The sequence below is a fragment of the Pantoea sp. SGAir0215 genome (assembly GCF_043543215.1).
The window spans coordinates 2,379,711-2,403,183 of record NZ_CP028031.1 but is presented as its reverse complement, the minus strand read 5'-3'; the positions used below and the strand labels follow the sequence as shown (position 1 = coordinate 2,403,183).

23 protein-coding genes and 2 pseudogenes are annotated in these 23,473 nt (G+C 49.2%); 23 read left to right on the top strand and 2 right to left on the bottom strand.

The features are described 5' to 3' along the window. Positions 1–20 precede the first annotated feature (20 nt). Positions 21–272: pseudogene (locus C1N64_RS11285) on the bottom strand (site-specific integrase); the annotation flags it as partial. Positions 273–318: 46 nt separating this feature from the next. Further along, on the bottom strand, positions 319–771 hold the full coding sequence (gene radC / locus C1N64_RS11280) for a RadC family protein (RefSeq protein ID WP_263758341.1): 453 nt from the start codon (positions 769–771) through the stop codon (positions 319–321). A gap of 483 nt (positions 772–1,254) precedes the next feature. Between radC and C1N64_RS11275 the strand changes: the two are divergent. The 23 genes and pseudogenes from C1N64_RS11275 to C1N64_RS11165 all read left to right on the top strand — a co-directional run bounded on the left by C1N64_RS11275 (position 1,255) and on the right by C1N64_RS11165 (position 23,473). Then, positions 1,255–2,352, top strand: a pseudogene (locus C1N64_RS11275) (IS3 family transposase). Between the two features lie 237 nt (positions 2,353–2,589). Beyond that, positions 2,590–3,543, top strand: a complete 954-nt coding sequence (locus tag C1N64_RS11270) for a 3-oxoacyl-[acyl-carrier-protein] synthase III C-terminal domain-containing protein (RefSeq protein WP_263758343.1) — start codon at positions 2,590–2,592, stop codon at positions 3,541–3,543. Beyond that, complete coding sequence (locus tag C1N64_RS11265) at positions 3,518–3,778, top strand: phosphopantetheine-binding protein (RefSeq protein ID WP_394514813.1); 261 nt, start codon at positions 3,518–3,520, stop codon at positions 3,776–3,778. The genes C1N64_RS11270 and C1N64_RS11265 overlap by 26 nt, the downstream gene beginning before the upstream one ends. After that, a complete protein-coding gene (locus tag C1N64_RS11260; RefSeq protein WP_394514812.1) occupies positions 3,771–4,400 on the top strand; it encodes an acyl-CoA dehydrogenase family protein in 630 nt (209 codons plus the stop codon). Before C1N64_RS11265 ends, C1N64_RS11260 begins: the two co-directional genes overlap by 8 nt. Continuing rightward, positions 4,397–5,749: an MATE family efflux transporter gene (locus C1N64_RS11255; protein ID WP_263758349.1), complete on the top strand. Its 1,353-nt coding sequence runs from the start codon at positions 4,397–4,399 to the stop codon at positions 5,747–5,749. Before C1N64_RS11260 ends, C1N64_RS11255 begins: the two co-directional genes overlap by 4 nt. Then, positions 5,739–6,794 (top strand): alpha/beta fold hydrolase, encoded by a 1,056-nt coding sequence (locus tag C1N64_RS11250; protein WP_263758350.1) that lies wholly within the window; start codon positions 5,739–5,741, stop codon positions 6,792–6,794. The genes C1N64_RS11255 and C1N64_RS11250 overlap by 11 nt, the downstream gene beginning before the upstream one ends. Before the next feature lie 115 nt (positions 6,795–6,909). After that, on the top strand, positions 6,910–7,215 hold the full coding sequence (locus tag C1N64_RS11245) for a hypothetical protein (RefSeq protein WP_263758352.1): 306 nt from the start codon (positions 6,910–6,912) through the stop codon (positions 7,213–7,215). Next, positions 7,196–8,515 carry a type III PLP-dependent enzyme gene (locus C1N64_RS11240; RefSeq protein WP_394514811.1) on the top strand — a complete coding sequence of 440 codons (1,320 nt, stop codon included), beginning with the start codon at positions 7,196–7,198 and terminating at the stop codon, positions 8,513–8,515. The genes C1N64_RS11245 and C1N64_RS11240 overlap by 20 nt, the downstream gene beginning before the upstream one ends. Beyond that, complete coding sequence (locus C1N64_RS11235; RefSeq protein WP_394514810.1) at positions 8,506–9,444, top strand: hypothetical protein; 939 nt, start codon at positions 8,506–8,508, stop codon at positions 9,442–9,444. The genes C1N64_RS11240 and C1N64_RS11235 overlap by 10 nt, the downstream gene beginning before the upstream one ends. Then, positions 9,435–10,400, top strand: coding sequence for a beta-ketoacyl-[acyl-carrier-protein] synthase family protein (locus tag C1N64_RS11230; RefSeq protein ID WP_394514809.1), 966 nt, complete (start codon positions 9,435–9,437; stop codon positions 10,398–10,400). Before C1N64_RS11235 ends, C1N64_RS11230 begins: the two co-directional genes overlap by 10 nt. Beyond that, a complete protein-coding gene (locus tag C1N64_RS11225) occupies positions 10,397–11,977 on the top strand; it encodes a class I adenylate-forming enzyme family protein (RefSeq protein WP_263758360.1) in 1,581 nt (526 codons plus the stop codon). Before C1N64_RS11230 ends, C1N64_RS11225 begins: the two co-directional genes overlap by 4 nt. 21 nt (positions 11,978–11,998) lie before the next feature. After that, positions 11,999–12,253: an acyl carrier protein gene (locus C1N64_RS11220; protein ID WP_394514808.1), complete on the top strand. Its 255-nt coding sequence runs from the start codon at positions 11,999–12,001 to the stop codon at positions 12,251–12,253. After that, positions 12,253–13,806 carry an AMP-binding protein gene (locus C1N64_RS11215; RefSeq protein ID WP_394514807.1) on the top strand — a complete coding sequence of 518 codons (1,554 nt, stop codon included), beginning with the start codon at positions 12,253–12,255 and terminating at the stop codon, positions 13,804–13,806. Before C1N64_RS11220 ends, C1N64_RS11215 begins: the two co-directional genes overlap by 1 nt. Then, the gene (locus tag C1N64_RS11210; protein ID WP_394514806.1) at positions 13,763–15,280 is read left to right on the top strand and encodes an AMP-binding protein; all 1,518 of its coding nucleotides are present in this window, start codon (positions 13,763–13,765) and stop codon (positions 15,278–15,280) included. The genes C1N64_RS11215 and C1N64_RS11210 overlap by 44 nt, the downstream gene beginning before the upstream one ends. Positions 15,281–15,390: 110 nt before the next feature. Then, on the top strand, positions 15,391–15,795 hold the full coding sequence (locus tag C1N64_RS11205; RefSeq protein WP_263758366.1) for a VOC family protein: 405 nt from the start codon (positions 15,391–15,393) through the stop codon (positions 15,793–15,795). Next, positions 15,792–16,931: an acyl-CoA dehydrogenase family protein gene (locus C1N64_RS11200; RefSeq protein WP_263758368.1), complete on the top strand. Its 1,140-nt coding sequence runs from the start codon at positions 15,792–15,794 to the stop codon at positions 16,929–16,931. Before C1N64_RS11205 ends, C1N64_RS11200 begins: the two co-directional genes overlap by 4 nt. Next, complete coding sequence (locus C1N64_RS11195; protein WP_263758370.1) at positions 16,931–17,422, top strand: hypothetical protein; 492 nt, start codon at positions 16,931–16,933, stop codon at positions 17,420–17,422. Before C1N64_RS11200 ends, C1N64_RS11195 begins: the two co-directional genes overlap by 1 nt. 2 nt (positions 17,423–17,424) lie before the next feature. Beyond that, positions 17,425–18,246 carry an alpha/beta fold hydrolase gene (locus tag C1N64_RS11190; RefSeq protein WP_394514805.1) on the top strand — a complete coding sequence of 274 codons (822 nt, stop codon included), beginning with the start codon at positions 17,425–17,427 and terminating at the stop codon, positions 18,244–18,246. Further along, the gene (locus C1N64_RS11185; protein WP_263758374.1) at positions 18,230–19,186 is read left to right on the top strand and encodes a 3-oxoacyl-[acyl-carrier-protein] synthase III C-terminal domain-containing protein; all 957 of its coding nucleotides are present in this window, start codon (positions 18,230–18,232) and stop codon (positions 19,184–19,186) included. The genes C1N64_RS11190 and C1N64_RS11185 overlap by 17 nt, the downstream gene beginning before the upstream one ends. A gap of 67 nt (positions 19,187–19,253) precedes the next feature. Next, positions 19,254–20,363 carry an acyl-CoA dehydrogenase family protein gene (locus C1N64_RS11180; RefSeq protein WP_263758376.1) on the top strand — a complete coding sequence of 370 codons (1,110 nt, stop codon included), beginning with the start codon at positions 19,254–19,256 and terminating at the stop codon, positions 20,361–20,363. Between the two features lie 143 nt (positions 20,364–20,506). After that, complete coding sequence (locus tag C1N64_RS11175; RefSeq protein ID WP_263758378.1) at positions 20,507–21,226, top strand: hypothetical protein; 720 nt, start codon at positions 20,507–20,509, stop codon at positions 21,224–21,226. Further along, positions 21,217–22,173, top strand: a complete 957-nt coding sequence (locus C1N64_RS11170; protein ID WP_394514804.1) for a beta-ketoacyl-[acyl-carrier-protein] synthase family protein — start codon at positions 21,217–21,219, stop codon at positions 22,171–22,173. The genes C1N64_RS11175 and C1N64_RS11170 overlap by 10 nt, the downstream gene beginning before the upstream one ends. After that, positions 22,160–23,473: a cytochrome P450 gene (locus tag C1N64_RS11165; RefSeq protein WP_263758381.1), complete on the top strand. Its 1,314-nt coding sequence runs from the start codon at positions 22,160–22,162 to the stop codon at positions 23,471–23,473. Before C1N64_RS11170 ends, C1N64_RS11165 begins: the two co-directional genes overlap by 14 nt.

Below are 23,473 nucleotides of genomic sequence, written 5' to 3'. Positions count from 1 at the left end.
GTGTATTAATCAACGGGGAGCAGGTCAATGTTGACCGACGACACGGCGTACCCGTCATCCAGCAGTGCCGCACGCACTTTTGCAACGGCGGCGAAGTTAAGTTGCTCCCACGGGTAGTGCTCTGCATTCGCACCGCGTTTAAGTATGCTGGCGCTGCGGTTTAACAGGCTGGTAATACCCCGTCGCCCCGATGGAGCCAGACCGTTGATATACGCGTCAAACACGGTGGTTTGCACCTCCGGCATGACCTGGCGTAACGTGGCCCCGCTCATGCGCAAAACCCGTGATAACGTACATTAAACCAAGTAACTGTTCGCATCAGACCAGTCCTCGTTCCGCCATCGAGACCGTTTCAGTGCCAGCAACGATAAAGTGATCAAGCAACCGCACGTCCAGCATTTCCAGCAACTCCTGTAGTTTTTTAGTCAACTTGATATCGCAACGGCTGGGTTCAGGCTCGCCGCTGGGGTGGTTGTGGACAAGGATGGCTGCGGCGGCGTTGTGTTTCAGTACGCGTTTGATAACTTCGCGGGGGTGAACGCTGACCGAGTTTAACGTCCTCCTGAAGAGGATTTCGCGGTGCAGCAGCTGATTCTGATTATCGAGCAGGATGATGCCAAACTCTTCATGTTCAAGCGGTGCCAGCTCAACCATTACGCACCGTCGAACATCATCAGGGGAACAGAGTTGAACGCCACGCTGGTAATACCGGCTGATGATGTCACGCGCCTGGTCAAGGATACGGTTTTGACGCTGGGTAAACATGGTCATGTCAGAATTTCCGTTAAATGAAGTAAATGGCTTCATGGAACAGCTGGCGGCGGGTTACTCCAGCACGCAGGGAAAGGCATTACGGGGCATGGTGGTTCTCCCGTTGCTTTCGAAGAAGCAGAGCATTTCTTCATCTATTTTGATCAGAAGGGACAAGTGAAACTGGTCGCTGAGAATAATCAGGTGTGAGTAGTCTGTTAACGCCAGAAACCGCCTCACCTCACTGAAAATCCGCCCCTCCACAAGACCATGACTTCTGTCAAAAGGTTTGCTGATTTAGACAGGAAACTGGCGGTGATAATTGCCTTTCTGCAACGTCTTAGGCATCAGCTAATCTAAACAGTTTTCTTCAATCCCTTCGCTCAGCCATTCATGCAAAGGCCAGCGCTGCTGATAAGTCTGAATAAGACGGTTCATGAGTAGTTGGACTGTCCCTGCCACGGTAGACAATCCTGCCCTATATTCTGAGCATAGGAGGATAGTATGGGCACACCACGATTTACATCTGAATTTAAGGAAGAAGCTGTCGTCAGATAACGGAACGCGGTTATTCCATCGCTGAAGTTTCAAACGTCTGGGCGTTTCTGCACACATTCTCTATAAATGGTTAGGGCCGATTAAATTCGATAACAGCAAACAATATGCACATGACGTTTTGGAGGCGAAAAGTGAGATCCTTAAGTTCAGGGCGTAACTGAAGAATATTAAAGAAGAAAGGGATATTCTGGAAAGGGTCGCGCGGTACTTTGCAAGGGATCCGACTCAAGTACTGCTTTATCAATGAACACAGAACTGTATTGGGATTCATGACGATGTGTCGGGTGTTGTGTGTCGCCCGGGCGGGATTCTATGCGTGGCTGCATAACCCGGTTTCTGAGCGAGAAAATGATAACCAGCGCTTGCTGGCACTCATCAGTGACTCCTTTTCAATGAGCTGAGGCATATATGGTTACTGCCGGGTTCATGGTGATCTGAGCGAAATCGGGAAGTCTCACGGTAAAAACCGGGTAAGACGCATTATGCAGCTGAACCAGATCAAAGCGGTACTTGGCTAAAAAGCCCCATGCCGTATTGCTTGCAGACCTTCAGCCATTGCTTGAGTTGCGTACAACGACAGTTTACCGTCGTCCGGGCAAATCAGGTCTGGGTAACCGATATTAACTATATCCGTACCTAGCAGGGCTGGCTGTCTCTGGCGGTGGTCATCGATCTTTTCGCCCATAATGTGGTAGGCCGGTAGATGAAACCGTCGCTTTCACGCGAATTCACGCTTAATGTGTTAATAATGGCTGTGTGGCTGAGAAAACGGAAAGCGAAAACATTGTACATTCGGATTTGGGAAGTCAGTACGGCAGCGATGACTGGCAATGCTTCTGCCTGGAAAATGCGATGGCCAGGTCGTTATTCAGTTACTGAAAACCAGGTCGTTATTCAGTTACTGAAAAAAGAACGTATCAGAAAACGCATATACAAAACCCAGGGTTTGGCCCGAGCTGATATCTTCTCTTAGTTGAAGTGTTCTGCAACCGCGAACGACGCCACAGCGACCTCGGCGGTGTCAGTCCCGAAGCTTTCGAATAGGCCATGTTGTGAGTACAGAATTTGTCTATGGTTGCAGGAGTCAGCCAAAACTGCTCTTTTATGCGCCTATGCAATGACAACAAACTCCTGCGTTTAGCGCAGTTATAACAGCTGATTTCATTAATGGGATTCATAAATGGGATTTCTTTCTTATAAAGCAATTTCAGGCAAAAACCTCGTCTCTTATCTGGGATGATGATGCTGACAAATACGAATCATTTCTTTCCAGAAGAGACAATGATGCTTCCTCTTAACTATTTATGCTGGTTGCATGAACGTGTTGCGTTAGTTCCTCTTGCTGATTTAGCCGACTTACATGATTTAGGGCCAGGCCAGATAAAAGTTTTACAACGATTTTATTCAATTATCTCTGTCGCCAAACATCCATGCTCACATACAGAGATGTTCAGCGAAGTAATACAAAGGGTTATTGAAGAAAATAATCACCTGATACATAAGGAAGGATTACTGATTTATGCAAAAACTCAGACACATAATACTTTCTATGATGATAACTGGCTATCAGAATTGGCCCGACGGCACAGTATAGGTCACTGGGATTCAGCTACGCTTAGTCTTAATCACTGTGCAACGGCGTTATCCGCCATTCACTTTCTAAAAGGAAAAGCAAAGAAGGAAAACAAGCCCATTATTTTGCTGACCGGCGAAAAAGCTTTCCATAAGGATATTAATAAACTGGACAATAGCCTTCTGTCTGAAATTCCGGTTGCAATGCTTCTGAACTCTGATCAAAAAGCAGAATGGTCCATTTCAGATAGTTGTGTCATACATTTATCTGATTTTCACAATAATCATCGGGATAAGCCGCAGCAGCAGCGGAGAGAGCTTTTCTCTACTCTGGATAATCACTTTATTGAATTTTATATGACTCTGTTAAAGAAATTTAAACTGAAACTGGATGATATTGATGCAATTGTACCCGGTAATTTAGATCTACCCCAGCTCAGAAGAGTGTTCTCAGCACTCAACTATCAGGGGGAGATATTTCTAGACACGCTGTCACACTATGGTCATGCCTATTGTTCAGATATCCCATTTAATCTTTGCATGTTACTGAAAAAATTTCGCGGAAAAAGAGTACTGTGCGTCACGATGGGAATGGGAATTACTTTATCAGGCATTTTAATTGAAAGGGATAAAAGCAATGAAAACTCTGTTACTGGCTATTAATGATGCGTTAAACGATGTACTGCCATCGAAAATTACCGTTACTGAAAACACTGACTTTAATGATGACTTGGACCTGGACTCTGTATTATTTGTTCAATTTTTACTGCTTCTTGAAGATAAAGTCCCGGGTTTGATCTTCGAACCCGACCAGATCAATCAGGATGCCTTTACAACCGTGGGTAAACTGATGATGTGGATAAGCGAACATCAGGATATGGAGAGCGCAGATGCCTGATGCATTATTTAATGACATCTATGCGTTATTTAAAAATCAGCTTCCTGCTCAGGCCATTCAGGCATTCCGCCTGAGGCTGGCAGAGGAAGGTGCGCTGAACACTCAGTTTCAGCTTGCCGTCATCTCCTCTTCTGAGCAAATAGAGGAGAATGACCCGGTTTTGCAGGAGCTGGGCCTGTATCTCGCGTCAGCCGTGGCTCAACCGAACAACCGCGTTGACCACTATCAGACCTTAAGCGCTGTCGCCGCGCGGCTGGGTTTACTTGCCCGGATGCTGGCTGTCAGCTGGCAGCATTTATCCAGCAGAAAAAGCTTTGGGGTAAAAACCACGAAGCATCAGCTTGTTAAGGCCGAGTTTGCTGATGTCAGCAATCACATTGACGCCATGCTTATGCAATGGCAACTGCGAATTGCTCAGGAAGATTTTGCCGGGGTAGAGGAAGACCACTGGCAGATTAGCGTATTGTCCAATCGGGCAGAAAAGCTGATGGGCGGGCATGGTTATCTGCTTGGTAATACCCACTCGCTTTCTTATCTCTCAATGATGATCTACAGCCTCTACGGCAAATCCTGCTGCAATGAACATCTGCCTCAGGTCGAAAACATGGAGCAACAGGTATGAATATGGCACCTGACATTGCGCTACCCCGTCCGGCGTCTGCCGGCAGAGATCTCAACGACCTTATAAGACTTGCATGGCCTATGGTAGTGGTGGCCTTTGCCGTCTCTCTTGCACAGAATCTGCAGACAGCAATACTGGGTCATGGGAATGAATCAGCCTCACTTTATGTTTTGTCCCTCACCCAACCATTTAGTTTTTTGTTTTTGTCGATCCTGGAGTGTCTCGCCATCACCAATCAGGTGTTCAGCGCACGTTCAGTGAACCAGTGGTCCAGACAAAAGCTGTTGCCAGCGACATCGCTTCTGGCTACAGCTGGCATCGTTATAACGGGTTGCGTCGGGGGCCTGATCTCATTGAGTGCGCCGCTCCTGATGAAGTTCCTGCCAGTGGCTGACACCCAATTCTACTCACTCAAACTGCCCCTGTTCTTCCTTTCAATGCTGCCCTTTGTGATGCTTGAAATGTGTAATAGTGCTCTCAGAGGACAAAGCAAAAGTGCGGCGAGCATGGTGCTGGTGTTAGCGAATATCTGCCTTAACGCGTCTCTCTGCTATTTTTGCTACCATGTGAAAAATCTTGGTTTCTGGTCAGTGATTATCGCTAACGCGCTTTCATCGAGCGTGCTGATTCCTGTGGCTCTGGCTCTGGTCTGGCAGGCGGGTAAAGGTGAGACAGACCAGAAACCTGGCGCATTTATTCCACGCCTGACCGGATTGATGCTGAATGTGGGTCTGCCGGTATTCGCGTCACTGGTGATACTCTTTTTCGGTTCGGTCCTGATTATTCCGTTACTGGGCCAGTTGGGCGAGCAGTATGTTTCTGCATTCCTTATCGTCAGCCGGATCAGGATGCTCATTGTGATCCCTGCGGTGGCCTGTGGTTCGGCACTGGCCATCATGCTGAATCAAAGAATGTCGACACATTCAGCAGTTGCGCTTAAACGACTGCTTCTCCGTGGCATGGGCTTTATCGGTGCGCTCTATTTACTTCTCACGGTCGGGGTTTATCTGCTGGAGTCTCAGCTCGTCAGTATGCTTTCCGTTGATACGCGTATACAGCACATCAGTACAGCAATGATGATGATGTTACTGCCCGCTTTTTTCATCACGCCTTTTGTTGCCTCACTGCAGGCTTTACTGGAGCAACTGAACCAGGCAAAACGTGTTCTTATCCTGACGGTGGCGATTGAACTGGCCACCGTGGCCGTTATTTTAACGGGCTGGAAAGCATTTGATCAGCTTAATGCTGTCTTATACCTGATTCTTGCTTTCAATGTTATTTATTTCATTGCTTTTGGCAGGGAGTTTTTCCGTCTTTCAGATAAAATAGGTGATAAAAATGTTTTATAGTTTTTTATATCCTATTCTTTTACTTCTTTGCCTTTGCCACCAGAACTATCTCCGCCTGTTGGTTATTATGCGGCTGCGCCCGTCGCTGCTGTTAAAGGCAAAGATAAGACCCGCCACACATTATTCCAGAGCGTGTCATCTCATCAGCCTCATTGATATGTACTCGCTGCATGTCATGTCATCCTACTTATCGGCACTTTACGCATTGCATCTGTTTGAGAAAACACGGGCGCTTCCCTATAAGCAGGGGGAGTTAAAACTGTTAAGCAGTTGCACACAGAACACGTTGCAATGGCGTAACCGGGCGGTGAAAATTTTTATTTATCCTCAGGCATCCTCGACTGTTGAGAAAGTTCTTTTACTGCATGGCTGGGACGGCCGCAGTATTATGTTCCGTCATTTAGCTAAGCATCTTCAGCAACAGGGCTATGCTGTCATCGCACCTGATTTGCCTGCACACGGTGTATCTAAGGGCAGTAAAGTCTCATTCTATGACTTGGCCAGTTTTGTCCTTCACCTGGAGGCTTATTACGGCAAATTTTCTATTGTCATCGGCCATTCAACTGGCGGACTGATCAGCTGTATGGCTGCGCTACAGGGGTTGTCATTTAAAGGTCTTGTCCTGATGAGCAGCCCTGGCAGCTATGGCGACATGGTCGACAAATATGTTTCGGCCAACCGTCTGCCTGCCCGCATTGCCAGCTCAATGAAAAGGATCTATCAGCTACGCTATGGTCTTCATCCTGACCAGATTTGCCCAGCACTCTATCAGGATATCGAAAAACCCGTTTTAATTTTGCATGACATGCAGGACCTGAGTATTAGCCTTGACAGTGCTAAAGCGTTACATAAGGCCTTTAGCCGCAGTAAACTCATTACCACACAGAATAAAGGTCACAATGGTGCATTAAGGGACGCGGCAACACTGGAGAATATATCAAATTTTATTTCAGGTGCGATAAGCGAAGAATTTTTTGCATTTGATAAGCATGTTTTCAGAAAAAAAACCTACAGCGGCAGATCACGAAATAGCCGTACACACTGAATTAACCGACCCACCTCAACATTATTAATAAAATCCACAAACAAAACTGCAATCCCAGATAAATTACTTACGTTAAATTTGTTAAATTTAAAAAAAACAAACAGGACGCTAAAACATGAGCAAATTACATTCCGCCATTGAAATTTTTATATTACGCTCACTGCAAAATATGGGCGTCGGGCCTCAAACATTAAATGATATTGTCAGGGGAGCCGATATGTATGGCCCGGCTGGCGTTCTTGATTCTGTTCACCTGGTCGGGTTAATTTCTGATATTGGGGATGCTGTTGATCGCGCCGATATGTGTTCAGACACACTATTCGACATTCTGGATGGCGATCTCTTTTTGCAGTTTAAAAACATAGAAAGCACCCGATTATTTTTGAGTGAGAGGTTTGGCAATGTCAACTTTTCCGCCTGACAGTAAGTTTATTAATCGTTCTCATATTGAAAATCTGACATATCAACAACTTGCCGAGTCAGTTTCAACCCCATTTTATGCTTACAGTGCCTCACAGATCAGGAAAGACTTTTGCGATCTTAAAATCGCGCTTCCCCAGGGGCTCATTTTTTATTACTCGCTAAAGGCCAATCCTAATAAAGCACTGGTCGCATTACTCCATCAGGCGGGTGCGGGCTGCGAAGTCTGCTCACTGGCTGAACTGAAAACCGCTCTTTCTCTGGGTATCAGTGCAGAGGAGATCATTTTTGTCGGCCCGGGAAAACATATACCTGAGCTGACAGCCTGCTGTGAAGCAGGGATCAAAGCCGTCGTTGTAGAATCGCTTCAGGAGTTAAATTTGCTGAATGATATTGCGGCAACCCTGAATAAAACGCAAAACATCGCGCTGCGTATAAACCCAGCATTCAGCGGTGAAAAAGCCCGACTGGTCATGAGTGGTAAACCCCGTCAGTTTGGTATTGATGAGGAGCAACTGCCCTTAGTTATTGAGGAACTTCAGAACCAGACCAGCTTGCGACTCACCGGTATTCATGTCTATCTTGGCACCCGCATTCTTGAATGGCAGGCGATCGTCCGTAATACGCAAAATATTCTCAATCTTGCTGAGAAAATTCAGCAAACTTATGGTCTGACGTTCGATTTTGTTGATGTGGGTGGCGGTTTTGGTGTGCGCTACTTCGACCATGAAAAGAAGCTGGATCTCGACGCACTGGGTCACGCTTTACTCCCTGTGATTCAGGCCTATCAGCAGGCCTTTCCGCAGTCCCACATTGTGTTTGAGCTGGGAAGGTATCTTATTGCGCGTGCGGGTATTTTTGTCACCCGGGTTAACTGCCTGAAACAGTCTCGCGATGAATGGTTTGCCATCTGTGACGGAGGCGCAAACTGTCACGGCAGCGCAGCAGGAATTAACGCGATGATACGGCGAAACTTCCCTATGGCGCGTCTTGGCAACGCAGAGTCAGGCGAACAATCACGTTATCAGGTCACTGGGCCGTTATGTACGCCAACAGATATGCTGGGTGAAAATATCCTGCTGGATACCCTGCAGGCTGGCGATCTTATTGGTATTGGACACTCCGGCGCTTATGGGGCCAGTGCATCGCCGGTTAATTTTCTAAGTTTTGGCCATCCTGCAGAGTTGCTGATTGAACATGACAAAGCGGTGCTGATTCGAAAACCGGATGATGTAGACACAATTCTTGCCCCACAGGTTTATCAATCATTAGCGCTGTCCGGTGCTCAGAAATGTCAATGACACTGGCCTTTACGGCATCAGAGCTTTGCTGGCAACGGTATGATTGCCCGGCCACTCTGCGGGTCTCAGATAAAAATCAGAATGAGGGTGAAGGTGAAGCTCTGACGTCATTCGTAAATGCCCTGTATAAGTCTCATGGCGTAAATGAACAGGCTTCAGATGACACAATAAGCAGCTGGCTCACCGCACGCAAAAACACCTTCTTTATGATGGTGAAGCCATTGCTGGCAAGGTTGAATGATAGCCACGGTTTGTCATCAGTGGATTTGGTCGTGCTGGCGCACTGGACGCATGACACGATAATAGGTCATTCGGTGACGAATGCCGTTATCCATGAGATAAATGCTCAGCATGCCTTTGGCATTGCGCTCAGCGATCACGGAATAAGCTGCTCGTGGTTCGCGCTCTCATTGATTAACGATTATCTGGACGCTGATGAGGGTAAAGCGGGTGAACGAACGGCTTTACTGCTGATTGCCGATCAAAGCACCGCTCTGCATAACAGTCAGCATCTGAAAGATATCTCTGCAGTGCCCTGCGCAGGTGCGGTGCTGCTCAGAAGTCGCGAAGCGGATTCAGGATCTGCTTCAGACGGTAGTTTTACCTTCAGGGGTTATCAAAAAGTACAGAAGTCCGACTCCAGGACGCTTTTTGAGATTTGCGCGATGCCCGAAAGATTTTTTACAGCGGCGGAAAGCAGTTTTCCGCTGACAATCCTGACAGAGAGCAGACTGGAGAGGCAAATGACAGCTTCCTCGATGTTTGATAACGTCTGCGTACAAATCTGGGACAAAACACTGATGTCAGTGGCGCCCTGGGCGCAACTGAAACACTGTGCCTCACCGCAAAGGCGTTATCTGTTTATTCAGGAAGAGCCTGACGCATACCGGGTTGCTGCGTTTTTTTCAGGGCAAAGCGCATGTATATAAATCACATTACCCGCCTGATCTCGCCGGCCCTGACACCGCTCAGCGTAATGAGTGAAAAATATCGCTGGGGAAAACGTAACGATAAGATTTTTAGTCGCTTTCACAATTTTGTTTCGGCAAGTTTATTCCCTGAGACGGCTTTGCTGGTATTGATAGAGAATCTTTTCAGCCAGCTCAGGCAGGAGTGCAATCCAGCGTTATTTGAAAAAGTAGACTTCATTGTCTGGGCGCATTCGCTTCACGCTGTTCTGCCTTTTGATATTAACCGTGTGCTTCAGAACCAGTTTAGCCGCATATTTAATAATCCGAATATTGAATGCTTCTCTGTTACTCAGGGATCCTGCGCCAGTGGCATACTCACGCTGAAATATATTCAGAATAAACTTGCCAATCAGAAGTGGCGCTCCGGATTAATGATTACCGGGGAGAAATGCTTTCATCAGACCGTGCAGTTTGTCGATCAGAACGGATATTTTGGTGAGGGATTGAGCGCCACGCTTATAGGCGTAACGCCAGCGGCGTCAGCTTTAAAGATTAAAGCCATCCGCCTTACCCAACTGGGCGCCTTCGGGAAACGAATGCGGGAAACCACGCGAGATCATGAGAATCATTATGATCGTGAATTTCTGCCGACGATGCAAAAAACAATTGAGCTCACTCTATCGGATGCCGGGTGCCGGGGCAGCGAGCTGAGTATTTTATTACCTTACCATATCAGCCCGGTCACCTTTGACCGCCTCGCTGACCGCACAGGTTTCAGCCGCGACATCATTTACAAAAAGAATATGTATACGCTTGGACACTGCTTCTGTAGTGACGCTTTTATCAACCTGCATGACCTGGTGTTGCAAAGCGGCGCAGAACTGAAGGGTAAATCCATTCTCAGTCTGGCATCGGGCGTAGCGGGAACATTCGCTGCGATGATTATTGAATCAGAGGCAGGAGTTAAAGAATGAGTGTTAATCATCTGACACACTGGTTATCAGCTACCAGTACCGCTTATCCAGACAATATTGCCATCATCACCGCCAGCGACGAAATCTCATGGCTGGCGTTAAAACAGCGCTCGCTCAGTGCGGCTCACTATCTGAAAAGTTGTGGCGTCAGACGTGGTGACCGGATCCTCGTCTGGCTTCCTAATGGCATCGATTTCGTTGTCAGTTTTTGGGCAACTCAGTATCTTCAGGCGGTTTTTGTACCCGTTAATCCTGAAACGCCACCAGAACGGGTGACATGGCTACTGAATGATGCAGAGGCGCAGGCCATTATTGCTGATGGGTGCCGCGCCGGGTTGCTCGATGCGCTGCAGAGTGATGATGCATCGTCGCATATCACTACTCTGATTCGAATTTATGATCGCCTGGACCCGCAGCAACATTGCAGCGCGTCATTGCTTACGCTGGAACAACTAGCAGCATTGACGCCTTCTGAAACATTTCCGTGTACCCCAACCCTGGACGTCGATCTGGCGTGTCTGATTTATACATCGGGTTCAACCGGGAATCCTAAAGGCGTGATGCTGACACAGCGTAACATGCTCAGTGCAGCCACATCTGTCAGCACTTACCTTGAACTTGCTCACAGTGATCGAATCTACTGCACCATCCCGATGAGTTTTGATTACGGACTTTATCAGGCGATTATGGCGACCAGGGTGGGTGCCTCACTGGTGATTGAACGCGATTTTACCCGGCCCATTTTTGCGCTTTCACAGATTGCGAAATATCGGGCGACTGTGTTTCCCATTGTGCCGTCACTGCTGGCTCTGATTGCACCACTGGCCAGCCGTTATGATTTCTCATCAATCCGTAAAATCACTAACACGGCTGCTGCCCTGCACCCTACCGATATTGACAAATTATTGCACATTTTTCCTCAGGCAGACATTTATTCCATGTACGGCCTGACTGAATGCCATCGATGCACCTGGCTCCCGCCGGCCATGCTAAAAGAAAATAAGGAAAGCGTGGGCTATGCCATCCCGAATACTGAGCTGTGGGTAGTGGATGATCAGGGGCATGCCCATACCGCCGATGCCACTGGCGAGCTGGTTATCAGAGGGGCAACCGTCATGAGCGGCTACTGGCGGAATGAAGCACAAACGAAGAAGAAACTTCGACCCGGACCAATTCCGGGTGAGCAGGTTCTCTACACCGGAGATATCTGTCATCTGGACAAGAAGGGATTGCTCTATTTTGTCGCCCGACTGGACGATATGCTTAAATCGTGTGGCGAAAAAGTCGCACCTAAAGAAGTCGAAGGCGTGATCAAACGTTTTCCTGGCGTATCGCAGGTGGCGGTTATCGGGGTGCCCCATGCAATTTATGGCGATGAGATCGTAGCCTGTGTTGAAGCAGACAATAATCTGGACCTGACCCAGTTGAAAGCGTTCTGCAAATTACATCTGGAGGCCTATAAATGTCCTCATCGTTATTTTATGGACACGCTGCTCCCCCGTAACCCAAATGGAAAAATCGACAAGAACCGACTGATGACATCGTTATTCAGGCAGTCTCAGCAGGAAACGCTTTAATTCTCAGCCAAGGAAAAAAATATGTATACCAACCTTATTATTGAAGCTATCGGACTGGTTCTTGAAACAACAAATGTGAGTGAGCTTAATCCGTCCACTCATCTTGAGCGCGATTTAGGCTTTGAAAGCGGCCTTTATATCGAACTGATTATGTATCTCGAAGAGAAAATTGATGCTCTGATTCTGGACCCGGCGACGTTAGAGTTTAAAAATTTCGAGACGGTCGGAGCGTTGTCCTACTACATTGAACGCCAACTCGCAAATCAGGTGGCATAATGAATGCTTCCTGGTATGAACTTATCACCCTGTTTCTGCGGTTCAGACATAATTCCGGGCTGGCCTGGCAATCTGGCGACAGACAATTTAACTACCATGCGCTTTATAATCGCGCCTGTAATATTGCTCACTCAGTCAAAATGCAACAGCAGGAATGTCAGAGTGAGTTCACGCCGGTTATAATTTATGGTCACAAAGCCTTTGATTTTCTGGCCGCCTGGTGGGCCTGCCTGCTCTGCGGCAGTCCGGTTATCCCCGTTGAAGCCGATAATACGCCCGCGCGGCTGAGCCGTATTGCGCAAACAACAGGTGCTGGGTTGTTAATCAATACGCAGCCTGCTATGTTGCCACTGGATCAGGTGCCGGTCTTGTCTACAGCGAACCTGGTAATAGAGAGGCATCCGGATAATCCTGACAGCATCATTCAATGCACCTTACACGCTCAGACCCGGCCAGACTGGCATGGGCTGGCTTACATAATGTTTTCATCCGGGACCACAGGCGAACCTAAAGGTATCAAAATTACCCTCGACAATCTGGCCGACTTTGTCCGGTGGATTCGCACTGATTTTCCGCTTGATGGACCGATCACTGGAAACGTTCGCTACTGTTTTGACGTTTCACTGTTTGAGCTGTGGGGGGCATGGAGCTGCCTGCAGCCGATATCGGTACTCGACCATGCTGAGTTGATCAATACACGCAAATTGATTGCCCAGCATGCAGCAATTGGCCTGAGTTTTTGGGTGTCCACGCCTTCGATTATCAGGCTCTACCTGCTGGATAAAACCTTCAATTACCAAGCCCTTCCTCATCTCAAACGATTTCTCTTCTGCGGAGAAACGCTGACTAAAGATATTGTCTCATTGCTCTGGGCGCGTTTTCCAGGGGCTGACATCATTAATACCTACGGACCGACAGAGTGCACCGTTGCCGTCACCTCGGTACACATTACATCGGAAATGATGAGTGCCGGAGCACCGCTTCCGATTGGTGAAACTCGCGCGGGTACTACCCTTCATCTTGAGATAAACGATGCCGCCTGCGACAGCGGCGTGTTGTTAATACGCGGCGCCAGTGTGGGTGCCGGATATCTTAATGCGCCGGCAGACCGTGAAGCCAGCTTCACCAATCTGGCAGGAGGCCGCTGCTACAACACCGGTGATACGGGCACCTTTGATGGACGTTTTTTTTATTTTCTCGGAAGAAGTGATCGGGAGGTAAAAATCCAAGGCTATCGTATTGATCTCCATACCATTGAACACTATCTGCTGAGCTGCCCTGGCATTTCTGGCGTTATCGTTGAACCCTTTTTCCGTAAAGGCAGGGCTGAAGCGCTTCAGATATTTATCGTAACAGCGACCGACACAAATTTTGCGCTGCTGGCCCAGGAGATGTTGGAATATTTTCCAGCCTGGTCTGTCCCTCGTTACTGGTATCGGATTGCTGACATTCAGCTAAACCACAACGGAAAACTCGATCAACAGACGGTTAAACAAATCGCATTAACGGATGGGTGCCACTATGTTTTTATCTCAGGTCAGTCCCCTTTTTGAAAAAATGATCCGTCAGGACAGAGCCACTGCGATTGTTAACCAGCAGGGTGATTACAGTTTTGCTGCGTTGGGACAACGTGTTGCTGACATCGCGGAGTACCTTGCCCCCTGGTCGGGAAAGAATGTTCTGATTTATGGTCATAAGCAGATTGATGCCGTCGCAGCCATTCTGGCCTGCATACGCAGTAGCTGTTGCTTTACGTTTGTGGATGAAGCCAATCCGGTTTCACGACTGCAAAAAATCGCCTTAATGAGTGGCACTCAGCTGATCATAAATACCAGCAATAGCGCGCTTGAGGGGGTCAATATCTATGCGCAGGTTATGACGGCAGAGCTGTCAGCAAGAGATATCGCTCTGCTGGAACTGCCCCGCACGCTAAGTCAGCCGCTGTTTTATATCCTTCCTACCTCTGGTAGTACAGGTGAACCTAAAGGGGTTCGCATCACGTATGCCAATTTTGCTGCTTTTAACGCGTGGTTTGCTGATGAGGTGACGCAGAATCCCGAGGGCTGTCATGTTAACCATGCCTGCCTTTCATTTGATATGGGTATTCTGGATTTGATCCCACCTTTGTGTCGGGGGAAAACCGTTCTAATGCTGGATCATAAAAATAATATGTTACCCAGACAGAATATCCGGCTCATGTTACGCAATAGCCAACTGCCTGTTACAAGCTGGTTTTCAACGCCCGGCTTTGCTGAGCTGATGCTGAAAGATCCCCTGTTCTGCGCCCGCGACTTCCCACATTTCGACCGTATATACCTGGGCGGTGATCGGGTATCGCTTAAACTTGTACAGGAACTTCAGCGCCGATTCCCGGTTGCCACGATTTTGCACGGATATGGGCCGACAGAGACAACCTGCCTGACACATACCCATGTTGTTACCTCTCCTGTGGAGCATGAATCAGGCCGGCTTCCGCTAGGCGACGTACGCGGTTTAAATCAGATAGTTATTGTTGATGCGCAGGGTTTTCCGCTGCCGTCGGGTACCACAGGCGAAGTCAGGCTGTATGGACCCCAGGTATCGCCCGGTTATTTACCGGATGAACATCCCTGTAACGTGGCATTTGGATGTGATGCAAAAGGCCACTATTATTCAACCGGCGATAAGGGTTTTATCAATGCAGCGGGATCGCTTTTCATTTGTGGCCGGGAAGATGGACAGTTCAAGCTGAATGGTAATCGCATTGAGGTTGCGGAAATCGAGAGCGCAGCCTACGCGCATCAAAATGTTATGCAATGCTGCCTTGCCATTAGTGAAAAACAACCTGCTGGTAAGACACTGCATCTTTTTGTTCAGCTGCATGATGACGGCCCGGCATATCATGATGATTTCCGTCATCATCTTGCTCAGTGTTTACCCGCAAACATGATCCCACGCTCGGTCATTTTTCGCACTGATTTCCCCATGACTCTTCATGCCAAAATCGATAAAAAAGCGCTGATAAAGGCGGTTGAAGACCAACTATAGAAACAAACTGCAAGCCCAGGTAAAAACAAAAAATAAGCAGAATTACACTCATCAGATAACTCATCTGTTCATTCCGGCGAGATAGCCGTCGGTTTAATGAGGAGCATACAATGCATTTTGATCATTCAGGCTATGTGGTTGCTGACAGCGACGAAACGATTGCTGCCATGAAACCTTTTTATCCTATCGTAGTGCGATATAAAGAAGAAATTCCCTCACAGAAAGCCCGGATTAGTTTGCTTTCAACACAGGATCATTTATATCGCATCGAACTGGTTGAACCTCTGAATGACAATATATTACTCAATCAGATGTTGAAAAATTCTGACCGGAAATTCATTCCTTATCATATCTGTTTTGTGACAACCGATTTTGACAAACAATATCAGTCAATGAAGCAAGCCGGCTGGGCGACGTTAACCCGGCCCTTTAATGGCATGGTAAATGAACAGCGCGCCAGCCATCTTTACCATCCTGCTGCGGGTATTGTTGAAATAATGACGCATCCATTATGAAAAAAATATATCAACAAATTCAACTGCGGAATCTGCTGCAAATAGGTGATGATGCCGAATTGATAGCAGAGAGAATCAGGAAGGCGAATGATCCTGATTGCTCACGTTCCATCATTGCAGAGTGGTCATTTGCGTCGGCGCTTAACCAACTGGGCCTGCCCGCCGATCCCAGCGAAAATAGCCAGAGTCAGCAACTGGCAGATATTTCATTAACACAACGCCTGAAGTTATATGAAAATATTGGCTATGTCTCTCCTGCGTTGATCTTTCTGGCCCCCGGGCCTGGCATGGCGGCTTTCGTTATTGCCGGGCTGGGTACGGCAGAGCAGCAACGTCAATTTTTCGCACCGTTCCGGCAGGGTCTTCACTGGTCATGCTTTGCTATGACAGAACCCGGTACAGGCAGTGATGCCCGTGCTATGCGCTGTCAGGCTGAACGCGTAAAGGGGGGATTTCGTCTGTCAGGCGAAAAAATGTTGATCGGTAATGGCACACTTGCTGATATCGGTGTGGTTTTCGCCCGCACCGCCGAAGGGTCCCTGGGTGTAGATGCCTTTATCTTTCATCCCCAGTCCGAGGGTGTCAGACGCCGCCGGTTACATCTTAACGGACTCGACGGTATCAGCCTGGCCCGGCTGACCTTCGACAATCTGTTTATTCCGGATGAGCAAGCGCTGGGACAACACCTGAAACCAACGGAGCGATTTGCCCGTTCAGCAATGGCCACCTTTGATGCACTTCGTCCTTGTGTCGGTGCGATTGCTCTGGGCGTAGCCAGACGGGCTCTGGACGACTGGCAATATCATGCACTGGCAGCATGCCCTGGTCTTTCTGGCATGTTCTGTCACGCCGGTCGTGAACTCGATGCCGCTTATCTGCGCGCAAGCCGTCTTTGCCAGCAACTCGATGAACATCTGACTCCCGACTGCACACCCGGTATGTCTAAAACACACAGTGTGAAAGTGGCAGAATCTATCATTACGCGGCTTATTCACGCTCTGCCTGCTGAGATAACGACACTGCATCATCGACTCTGGCAGGCTTATCGCGACGTGAAAGCGTTTGAATATACGGAAGGTACAAGGCAGATTCATCTGCTCAACCACACCGTCATGCCACTCAGCGAGGCGTACTGATGGCCTCGGTAATCGAACTGATTGACCATCAGACCTTACCTGTTCGCAGCCTGTGCCAGCCGGTAGTGCCTGACAGCCGTCATTTTATTTCCTCTCAGGCCGCTGAGCAGACTTCATCCTGGTTTCATCACTGGCCGGAAAACCCTTGCAAGCATCGTTTGCATGACGCTGAAACGCTCTCAATTTGTCAGACTCACCTAATAACAGCGCATCCTGCCATGCTGATCTATGACGCTCTGTTTCCAGCAGCCAGAGGGGCCACGCCGCTTTTGCAAAGCCTGCTGAATCATTGTCCTGGCTATCGTGAAGCCTGGGGAGTACACAGTGGGCCTTTTTCACTTCAGGCCATTACCCAACTGAGTTCGCATTATATTCTGCCTGGCTTTCGCCTGGTGTATGTTCATGATCCACTGCGCAGATTGTCACCTTCATCGATTCAGCAGGACGTTACGCTGAATATTCTTATTTACCATCTTCGGGATAACGTCTGACAATGGATGAGCAGCTAAGTGCGATTATTCGTTCACTGAGACAACCTAATCTTTTTCCTTTGCGCAAAAGTGAACACAATGAAATGAGTCAGATGGAGAGCTATGTCATTGAGGCGGGCGGATGTCTCAGCCGGGTTTTTGTCTTGCTGAGTAAAAGGAAAGCTGCGCCTAAAGCACTGCTTATTCACGGCTGGGGCGGAAATCCTTTTATGCTGACACCGCAGAAGGCTATCCTTCAGCAGCTTGGGTTTGATATTTATCTACCCTTTTTATCAGGACACGATCTGGACTACCCCACGCCCTGTTCTGTCCCTGATCAGATTCAGTTGTTACTGAAACTTCAACAGCAGATGGGTGAATTTGATGTGGTTATTGCACACTCTGCGGGTGGCGTCATCGCTGCTCTGGCCGCGACTCAGGGATTCAGGCTTCATCAGCTTATTTTACTGGCCTCGCCCCGCTCATTTCCTGCACTTCTGGATTATAAACTTAATGAGATAATGCCATTTCCAGGCCTGCGTGCCGCACTGCATGACACTTTTTTCCGCCACTACGAGGCGATTCCGGCACTGATGTCTGAAACCCTGTTTTCAGCACTGGATGCACATGTCCTCATTCTTCATGGAACCGCCGACTGCAAAATCCCCTGCCAGGATGCCAATTCCATAAACCTGCAGGTGCCGCGAAGCAGAATGTTACTGGTGGACGGTACGGGGCATCTTGGCCTGCTCCAGCACCAGGCTACCCGGCAGGCTGTCTCTGACTATTTACGCCCCTGGGCCTTGCCAATACAGGGAGCAACAGACGATGCCTGCTCACATTGAGTCTATTACGCTCTACATGCCGGATGAGTATCAGTCTCTAGATGAGCTGGCACCTTCGCTTGAACTTACGCCGCTAGATGTCCGGATGTATTCCCGCTTTTATGGCCTGTCGCGTTTTCCCCGCGCACCAGGCTCACTCGATGATCTGTTTCGTCCACTCCTGAGCCAGTTTGCCGCCCGTTACCAGCCCCTGCTCCCGGACATCAGATATGTTGTACATACTCACACACTGCCCGCCGTTAAGCCCTTTCCTGACAGCATCAGTGCGCTGCTCCCGGAGTATGGCTTTCGCCATGACATCGAGTTTTGCTCACTCACTATGGGGCATTGTTCTTCCTCTCTGACAGCAGTGGATTGGCTGTCCCGAAAATTACAAGCGGGTGAATATGCTTTATTGATCATTGGCGAAAAAGCGTTTCATCCCAGGATAGAGCTGATCGCTGATACGACCATTATGGGTGAATGCGCCTGTGCCGTACTGATTTCGAACCCGGAGGGCAGAGGCAATGTTCTTGGCCGATTTACTACGCAGGCAGGTGAATTTAACCGTCAGTCTGGTCACGCCTCTGATTGTGTTCCCCACTTCAGCGACCATTATTTCCCTTTTATATTACGTGCGCTTCACGCTGCGCTGAATCATTTTGGCGTGACGCCAGAAACACTCTCCTGGCTGGCGCCGCATAATGTCAACATTTCTTCCTGGAATAAAATCCTGGGAGAAATCGACCTCCCCAAAAATAAAGTATTACTTGAGAATATCAGCAAATATGGACACTGTTTTGGTGCTGACCCTTTTATTAATCTTTCAACTTTGCTGCAACAGAAATGCGTCCAGTCCGGCGATAGAATATTGCTGGCCAGTGTGGGAATGGGGGCAACATTCTCCTCCCTTTTAATTCAGGCAGATTCCAGCCATCCGATAGACGTTATTGCAATCTGAAGCAATATAGTCCGCACCATCTGGATTAGTTTATTCGTTACTTTCTCCAGATGGAATTGATTGTCTTATGGCAACTGATATCACGCGAGTCTATCCCCAGCTTAAAACACTCGGCAAATACCTGCTGGAGGCGGGTTCCCTAGCTGAACATCAACGGCCGGACGCCTTAGCATTGCTGACGCATCCGGAGCTGATGAGTATTGCCTGCATTGGGATTCCCCGGCAATTCAATCCCTGCCCGGCAGCGTCCTGTTCTGATATCAACTATGTGCACCATTTGCAGATCATTGAATATCTGAGTCGTTCTGATGCCAGCGCCATGATGATGTTACCGGGCGCATCTCTCAGCACCCGTGCCATTCTCACCCTGGGAACACCGTCACAGCAGGCACGATTTTTCTCCTGTTTCGCTCAGCGTCCCGCCTGGACTTTTTTTGCCGTTACTGAACCTGAAAAAGGTTCAGATGCCACCGCTATTCATTGTGAACTTACCCTGCAGCAGGAAAGTGGATGGATTAACGGCACAAAAATGTTTATCGGTGGTGCATCCGACGCCAGTGCTGGCATTGTGTTTACCCGTTATGCACAAAGTCAGCGTCTGGTTATGGTCTTTCCTGAACAGGCTGGGGAGAAAATGTTGCGTGAACGGCTGACAACCTTTGGTCTCAACGGTGCCGGACTGACGCGAATCACCTTCAATCACTGTCCGGTGCAGAAAGACGATATTTTGGGACACGATCACCGGGGATTACAACAGGGACTGAATGCATTAAGTCTGGTTTTTGAACGTCACCGCCCGATGGTGGCAGCGATGGCGCTGGGCACGACCTATGGGTTGCTGACGAGCCTGGAGAATTACACGCTTTCTGCATCGGCTACGCAGTGGAAAACACGACAATGGCGTAAGTATCATTCGGTGTACCAGAGTATGCTCTGCATCGCCAGTGGGTTTGCATCCGGCAGGCACCAGTATACTCAGACCAGTCAGCTTAAATTGATTGCCACGCAGCTGGTGGAAGAAACCGCCCGTCATCTTCCGCACTGGCTTCACAGTAAAACGTGGTCAGCAGACCACGCTTTACGCAGAAAATATCGTGACAGCTTCGCATTTGAATACATGGAAGGAACATCCAATATTCATCTGCTTACCAGCCTCCGTCCTCCCCAGCCAGTATGAAACGTGCCGCCATGATATACCTCGACCCCAATGATATCTTTTGCCGCTCATTTTTTTGCACCGAAACAAGCCAGCCTGAATGGGAAGAGGAAATTCCTCACTGGCAATCCTATGTCGAATGCTTTTTTGCTTCAAATGGTCTTATGCTAACGGATAAGCAGAATCGGGTAAGCGAATGGATTAACAGCCCGGAACGGGCCGCTTTCAGTGACATGGTGCTGGCAATTCTGCCAGAGGCGCAAGCCGCCATCTCCCCTGCCCGTATCAGCACAGTGCTAATGGCACACTGGACGCCCGATCTGCATATGGGCACTTCTGTGGTCAATGCCGCGATACACGCGTTAGGCCTTGCCGATTGTCTGGCGCTGGCGATCAGCGACAGAGGCCCCGATGCCGGTCTGTTTGCGCTGGACGGTTTGCAGGACTGCCTGGCCGGCAAAAATGAAGATGGCCTTCTGCTTATCGCTGAACAAAAAAATCTGATGTATCACTCCCCGCTTATGACAAAGCTTCAGCCAGAAAACACCGCCTGCGTCTGTGTTGTGAACACACAACAGCGGGGTTTGAGCTACAGGGGGTATAAAAAGGTCCCGCATTCCACTCTCTCACCTGCATGGCTTGAAGATCATCTCATCCGCGCCGGATTAGACGGAAATCACACGACGATCATCGGTCCGGCACACGTGCTTGAGGCGATAAAAACAGATTTCTACACGCAGGCTCACAAAGAAACGTTGCTTTGCGCTGCCCCTTTTGCAGCGCTCAAACAACACTGGCAACCTGCACGTCACTATTTGCTGATCAGTGAATATCAGGGCGAATGCAGCCTCAGTACTTTTGCAGCCGCAGAGCCATGCTTATGAATGTTGTCAGCCTTGAGACCTTTGTGCCGGAAACGCACATTTCACTAGAGTCAGTGGTTGAGGCGCGGGGAGGCACCCCCTCTGAAGCAAAAACATTTCGTCAGTTGTTTGGCCTGACGGGCGTATTTTCACTGGCAGGCGAAGAGTCTGCTCAGACCTGCTTCCAAGATTTGATCCGGCAGGCCTGCCTGTCACTTAACGACGATATTCACATCGACGCCATCATTCTGGTTCAGGGGCTTCCCGCGTGCTCTCCGCGTCAGGATGTAAATCTTGACGCTATCCGGGCATCCTCCAGGTTCATCTCTGACCAGGCCGTACTGTTTACGATTAATCAGCACAACTGTGCCACCCTGTTCTGGGGACTGAAACTCGCAGACAGATTGCTGCACAGTGGTGATGTAAAGCGGGTTGCCTTACTGGCCGGGGATACCCTGGCCGATTTCACCTTAGCAGAACGGTACGTGCCTGGCTGCACACTGATCGGTGATGCTTTTGCCTGCCTCATTCTTGAGGCGGGTGCCGGGGCGTGCCAGATATCTGACATCCATTGCTATCATCGACCTGAATTCTGGCCCGGGCTGGATGGAAGCCAGGAGGACACCAAACGGTTTTACCGCGCTCATGACGAACTGATTAGCCTGGCCCTCGATCACTACCCGACCGAATTGCGCGATCAGGCCTGGTTGCTTCCTCACAATATTAATAAACTGGCCTGGCAGACGTGGCGACGCTATCCCATGAATGCCCGACAGCGTGTCGCTACCGATCTGACTGGCCTAACAGGTCACTGTTACACCACTGATCCCCTGCTCCTGCTTAAAACTTATGCCCCTGCCATTACAGGCCGTCCGGCCATTATGCTCTCCGTTGGATTGGGGGGATGGGTAGGATCCGCCAGAATCACTGGTCATCGTCGTGAGGAGAACAGCCATGCCAGGGTCTGACACTATTCCGCATTATATTCCTTCCTCAGACCGCGCCCGCCAGAATGGGTTTCTTCACCAGGCCGAAACGGCCCACCGTTTGCACGGCGATCTGGTATGGATCGGTGAAGCGTCGAGTCCTTTACTACTGCTCGCAGGCGGTCGGCATGTCCGCCTGATGATTGAGCAGGAGTCGCTGTTTCTGAAAGATTTTGAATCGGTAACCTCCGCCTCTGCCGTGGGACGAATCATCATGGGGCCGGCGTTGACCACCTCCCTGGATGGCGAGGAATGGCGAATAGCCAGAAAGCTGACTACGCCAGCAGTTAACCCCAGATCGCCACGCTTGAAAGAGGGGACCGAACGGTCGGCACACTGGCTTGCAGCCACGCTGTCAGAGGGAAAACCTCCATCACTGCGTTCACTCTGTCTCAACTGGGCGCTCATGTGTGTTGCAGACGGCTTTTTTGGGTCAGCAATTAGTATGGTGCAGCTGGATCGCATGATTGACCACTTCAGACGCATCTATCTCCAGCTCATCATCGGCGCGCCAGCGATGAGCTATGAACAGATGTGCCACCATCCAGCCCTGGCATTGTTCCGCAAAGAGGTGAGATTACTGATCTCTCCACACATTGGCTGCAGCGCGTCTGATCAACACCAGACCACCATGCTTCAGCGTCTTTGCCAGGCTCTGGATGTTAAGGCCAGCCACGACGAACGGGAGCGCGTTATCAGCCTTTTACTGGGAAATCTGGCAGCCAGCGTCGATAACACTGGGATTGCGCTGCTCTGGACCCTGACCCACCTTTCGCAGCATCAGGCCTTCCAGCACCGCATTCGTGAAGAGCATGCCCAGGGAAAACAGACCACTGCGCTTGCCGTGGTAAAGGAGTCGCTGAGGCTGACTCCCGTAACAGCATTTTTCGAGCGCAGGACTGCGGGCGAACTGGTGATCGATGGCGTAACCCTTGCTCAGGGAACGCGCGTCGTGTTCTCCCCGTGGCTCGTCCAGCGTAACAGGCAATATTGGGCCGACCCGTTAATCTTTCAGCCCGAACGGTTTCTGACCGGGACGAAAATACCCAACGAACACTATTTTCCTTTTGGTGTGGGAAAACGCCACTGCGTGGGAATGACACTCGCACTCGATCAGCTGACAACCGCGATTGTGACTTTCTGCGAACATTTCGCCTTTTCTCTGGCACCGGACATCCTGCCGGCCGCGCTTAAGCCTCTATTTGAACTGAATGTTATGCCAAGAGGCGATATCCGCTTTAACCTGCACCCTCACAGCAAGGTTGTTTCCAATGTGTGCTGA

Coding starts and splice junctions, on each gene's coding strand:
- C1N64_RS11210 (WP_394514806.1), top strand. CDS start 13,763: ATGGGTGCCACTATGTTTTTATCTCAGGTCAGTCCCCTTTTTGAAAAA.
- C1N64_RS11260 (WP_394514812.1), top strand. CDS start 3,771: ATGCCTGATGCATTATTTAATGACATCTATGCGTTATTTAAAAATCAG.
- C1N64_RS11270 (WP_263758343.1), top strand. CDS start 2,590: ATGATGCTTCCTCTTAACTATTTATGCTGGTTGCATGAACGTGTTGCG.
- C1N64_RS11195 (WP_263758370.1), top strand. CDS start 16,931: ATGGCCTCGGTAATCGAACTGATTGACCATCAGACCTTACCTGTTCGC.
- radC (WP_263758341.1), bottom strand. CDS start 771: ATGACCATGTTTACCCAGCGTCAAAACCGTATCCTTGACCAGGCGCGT.
- C1N64_RS11235 (WP_394514810.1), top strand. CDS start 8,506: ATGTCAATGACACTGGCCTTTACGGCATCAGAGCTTTGCTGGCAACGG.
- C1N64_RS11225 (WP_263758360.1), top strand. CDS start 10,397: ATGAGTGTTAATCATCTGACACACTGGTTATCAGCTACCAGTACCGCT.
- C1N64_RS11175 (WP_263758378.1), top strand. CDS start 20,507: ATGCTAACGGATAAGCAGAATCGGGTAAGCGAATGGATTAACAGCCCG.
- C1N64_RS11165 (WP_263758381.1), top strand. CDS start 22,160: ATGCCAGGGTCTGACACTATTCCGCATTATATTCCTTCCTCAGACCGC.
- C1N64_RS11230 (WP_394514809.1), top strand. CDS start 9,435: ATGTATATAAATCACATTACCCGCCTGATCTCGCCGGCCCTGACACCG.
- C1N64_RS11205 (WP_263758366.1), top strand. CDS start 15,391: ATGCATTTTGATCATTCAGGCTATGTGGTTGCTGACAGCGACGAAACG.
- C1N64_RS11215 (WP_394514807.1), top strand. CDS start 12,253: ATGAATGCTTCCTGGTATGAACTTATCACCCTGTTTCTGCGGTTCAGA.
- C1N64_RS11255 (WP_263758349.1), top strand. CDS start 4,397: ATGAATATGGCACCTGACATTGCGCTACCCCGTCCGGCGTCTGCCGGC.
- C1N64_RS11250 (WP_263758350.1), top strand. CDS start 5,739: ATGTTTTATAGTTTTTTATATCCTATTCTTTTACTTCTTTGCCTTTGC.
- C1N64_RS11170 (WP_394514804.1), top strand. CDS start 21,217: ATGCTTATGAATGTTGTCAGCCTTGAGACCTTTGTGCCGGAAACGCAC.
- C1N64_RS11185 (WP_263758374.1), top strand. CDS start 18,230: ATGCCTGCTCACATTGAGTCTATTACGCTCTACATGCCGGATGAGTAT.
- C1N64_RS11240 (WP_394514811.1), top strand. CDS start 7,196: ATGTCAACTTTTCCGCCTGACAGTAAGTTTATTAATCGTTCTCATATT.
- C1N64_RS11265 (WP_394514813.1), top strand. CDS start 3,518: ATGAAAACTCTGTTACTGGCTATTAATGATGCGTTAAACGATGTACTG.
- C1N64_RS11180 (WP_263758376.1), top strand. CDS start 19,254: ATGGCAACTGATATCACGCGAGTCTATCCCCAGCTTAAAACACTCGGC.
- C1N64_RS11220 (WP_394514808.1), top strand. CDS start 11,999: ATGTATACCAACCTTATTATTGAAGCTATCGGACTGGTTCTTGAAACA.
- C1N64_RS11245 (WP_263758352.1), top strand. CDS start 6,910: ATGAGCAAATTACATTCCGCCATTGAAATTTTTATATTACGCTCACTG.
- C1N64_RS11190 (WP_394514805.1), top strand. CDS start 17,425: ATGGATGAGCAGCTAAGTGCGATTATTCGTTCACTGAGACAACCTAAT.
- C1N64_RS11200 (WP_263758368.1), top strand. CDS start 15,792: ATGAAAAAAATATATCAACAAATTCAACTGCGGAATCTGCTGCAAATA.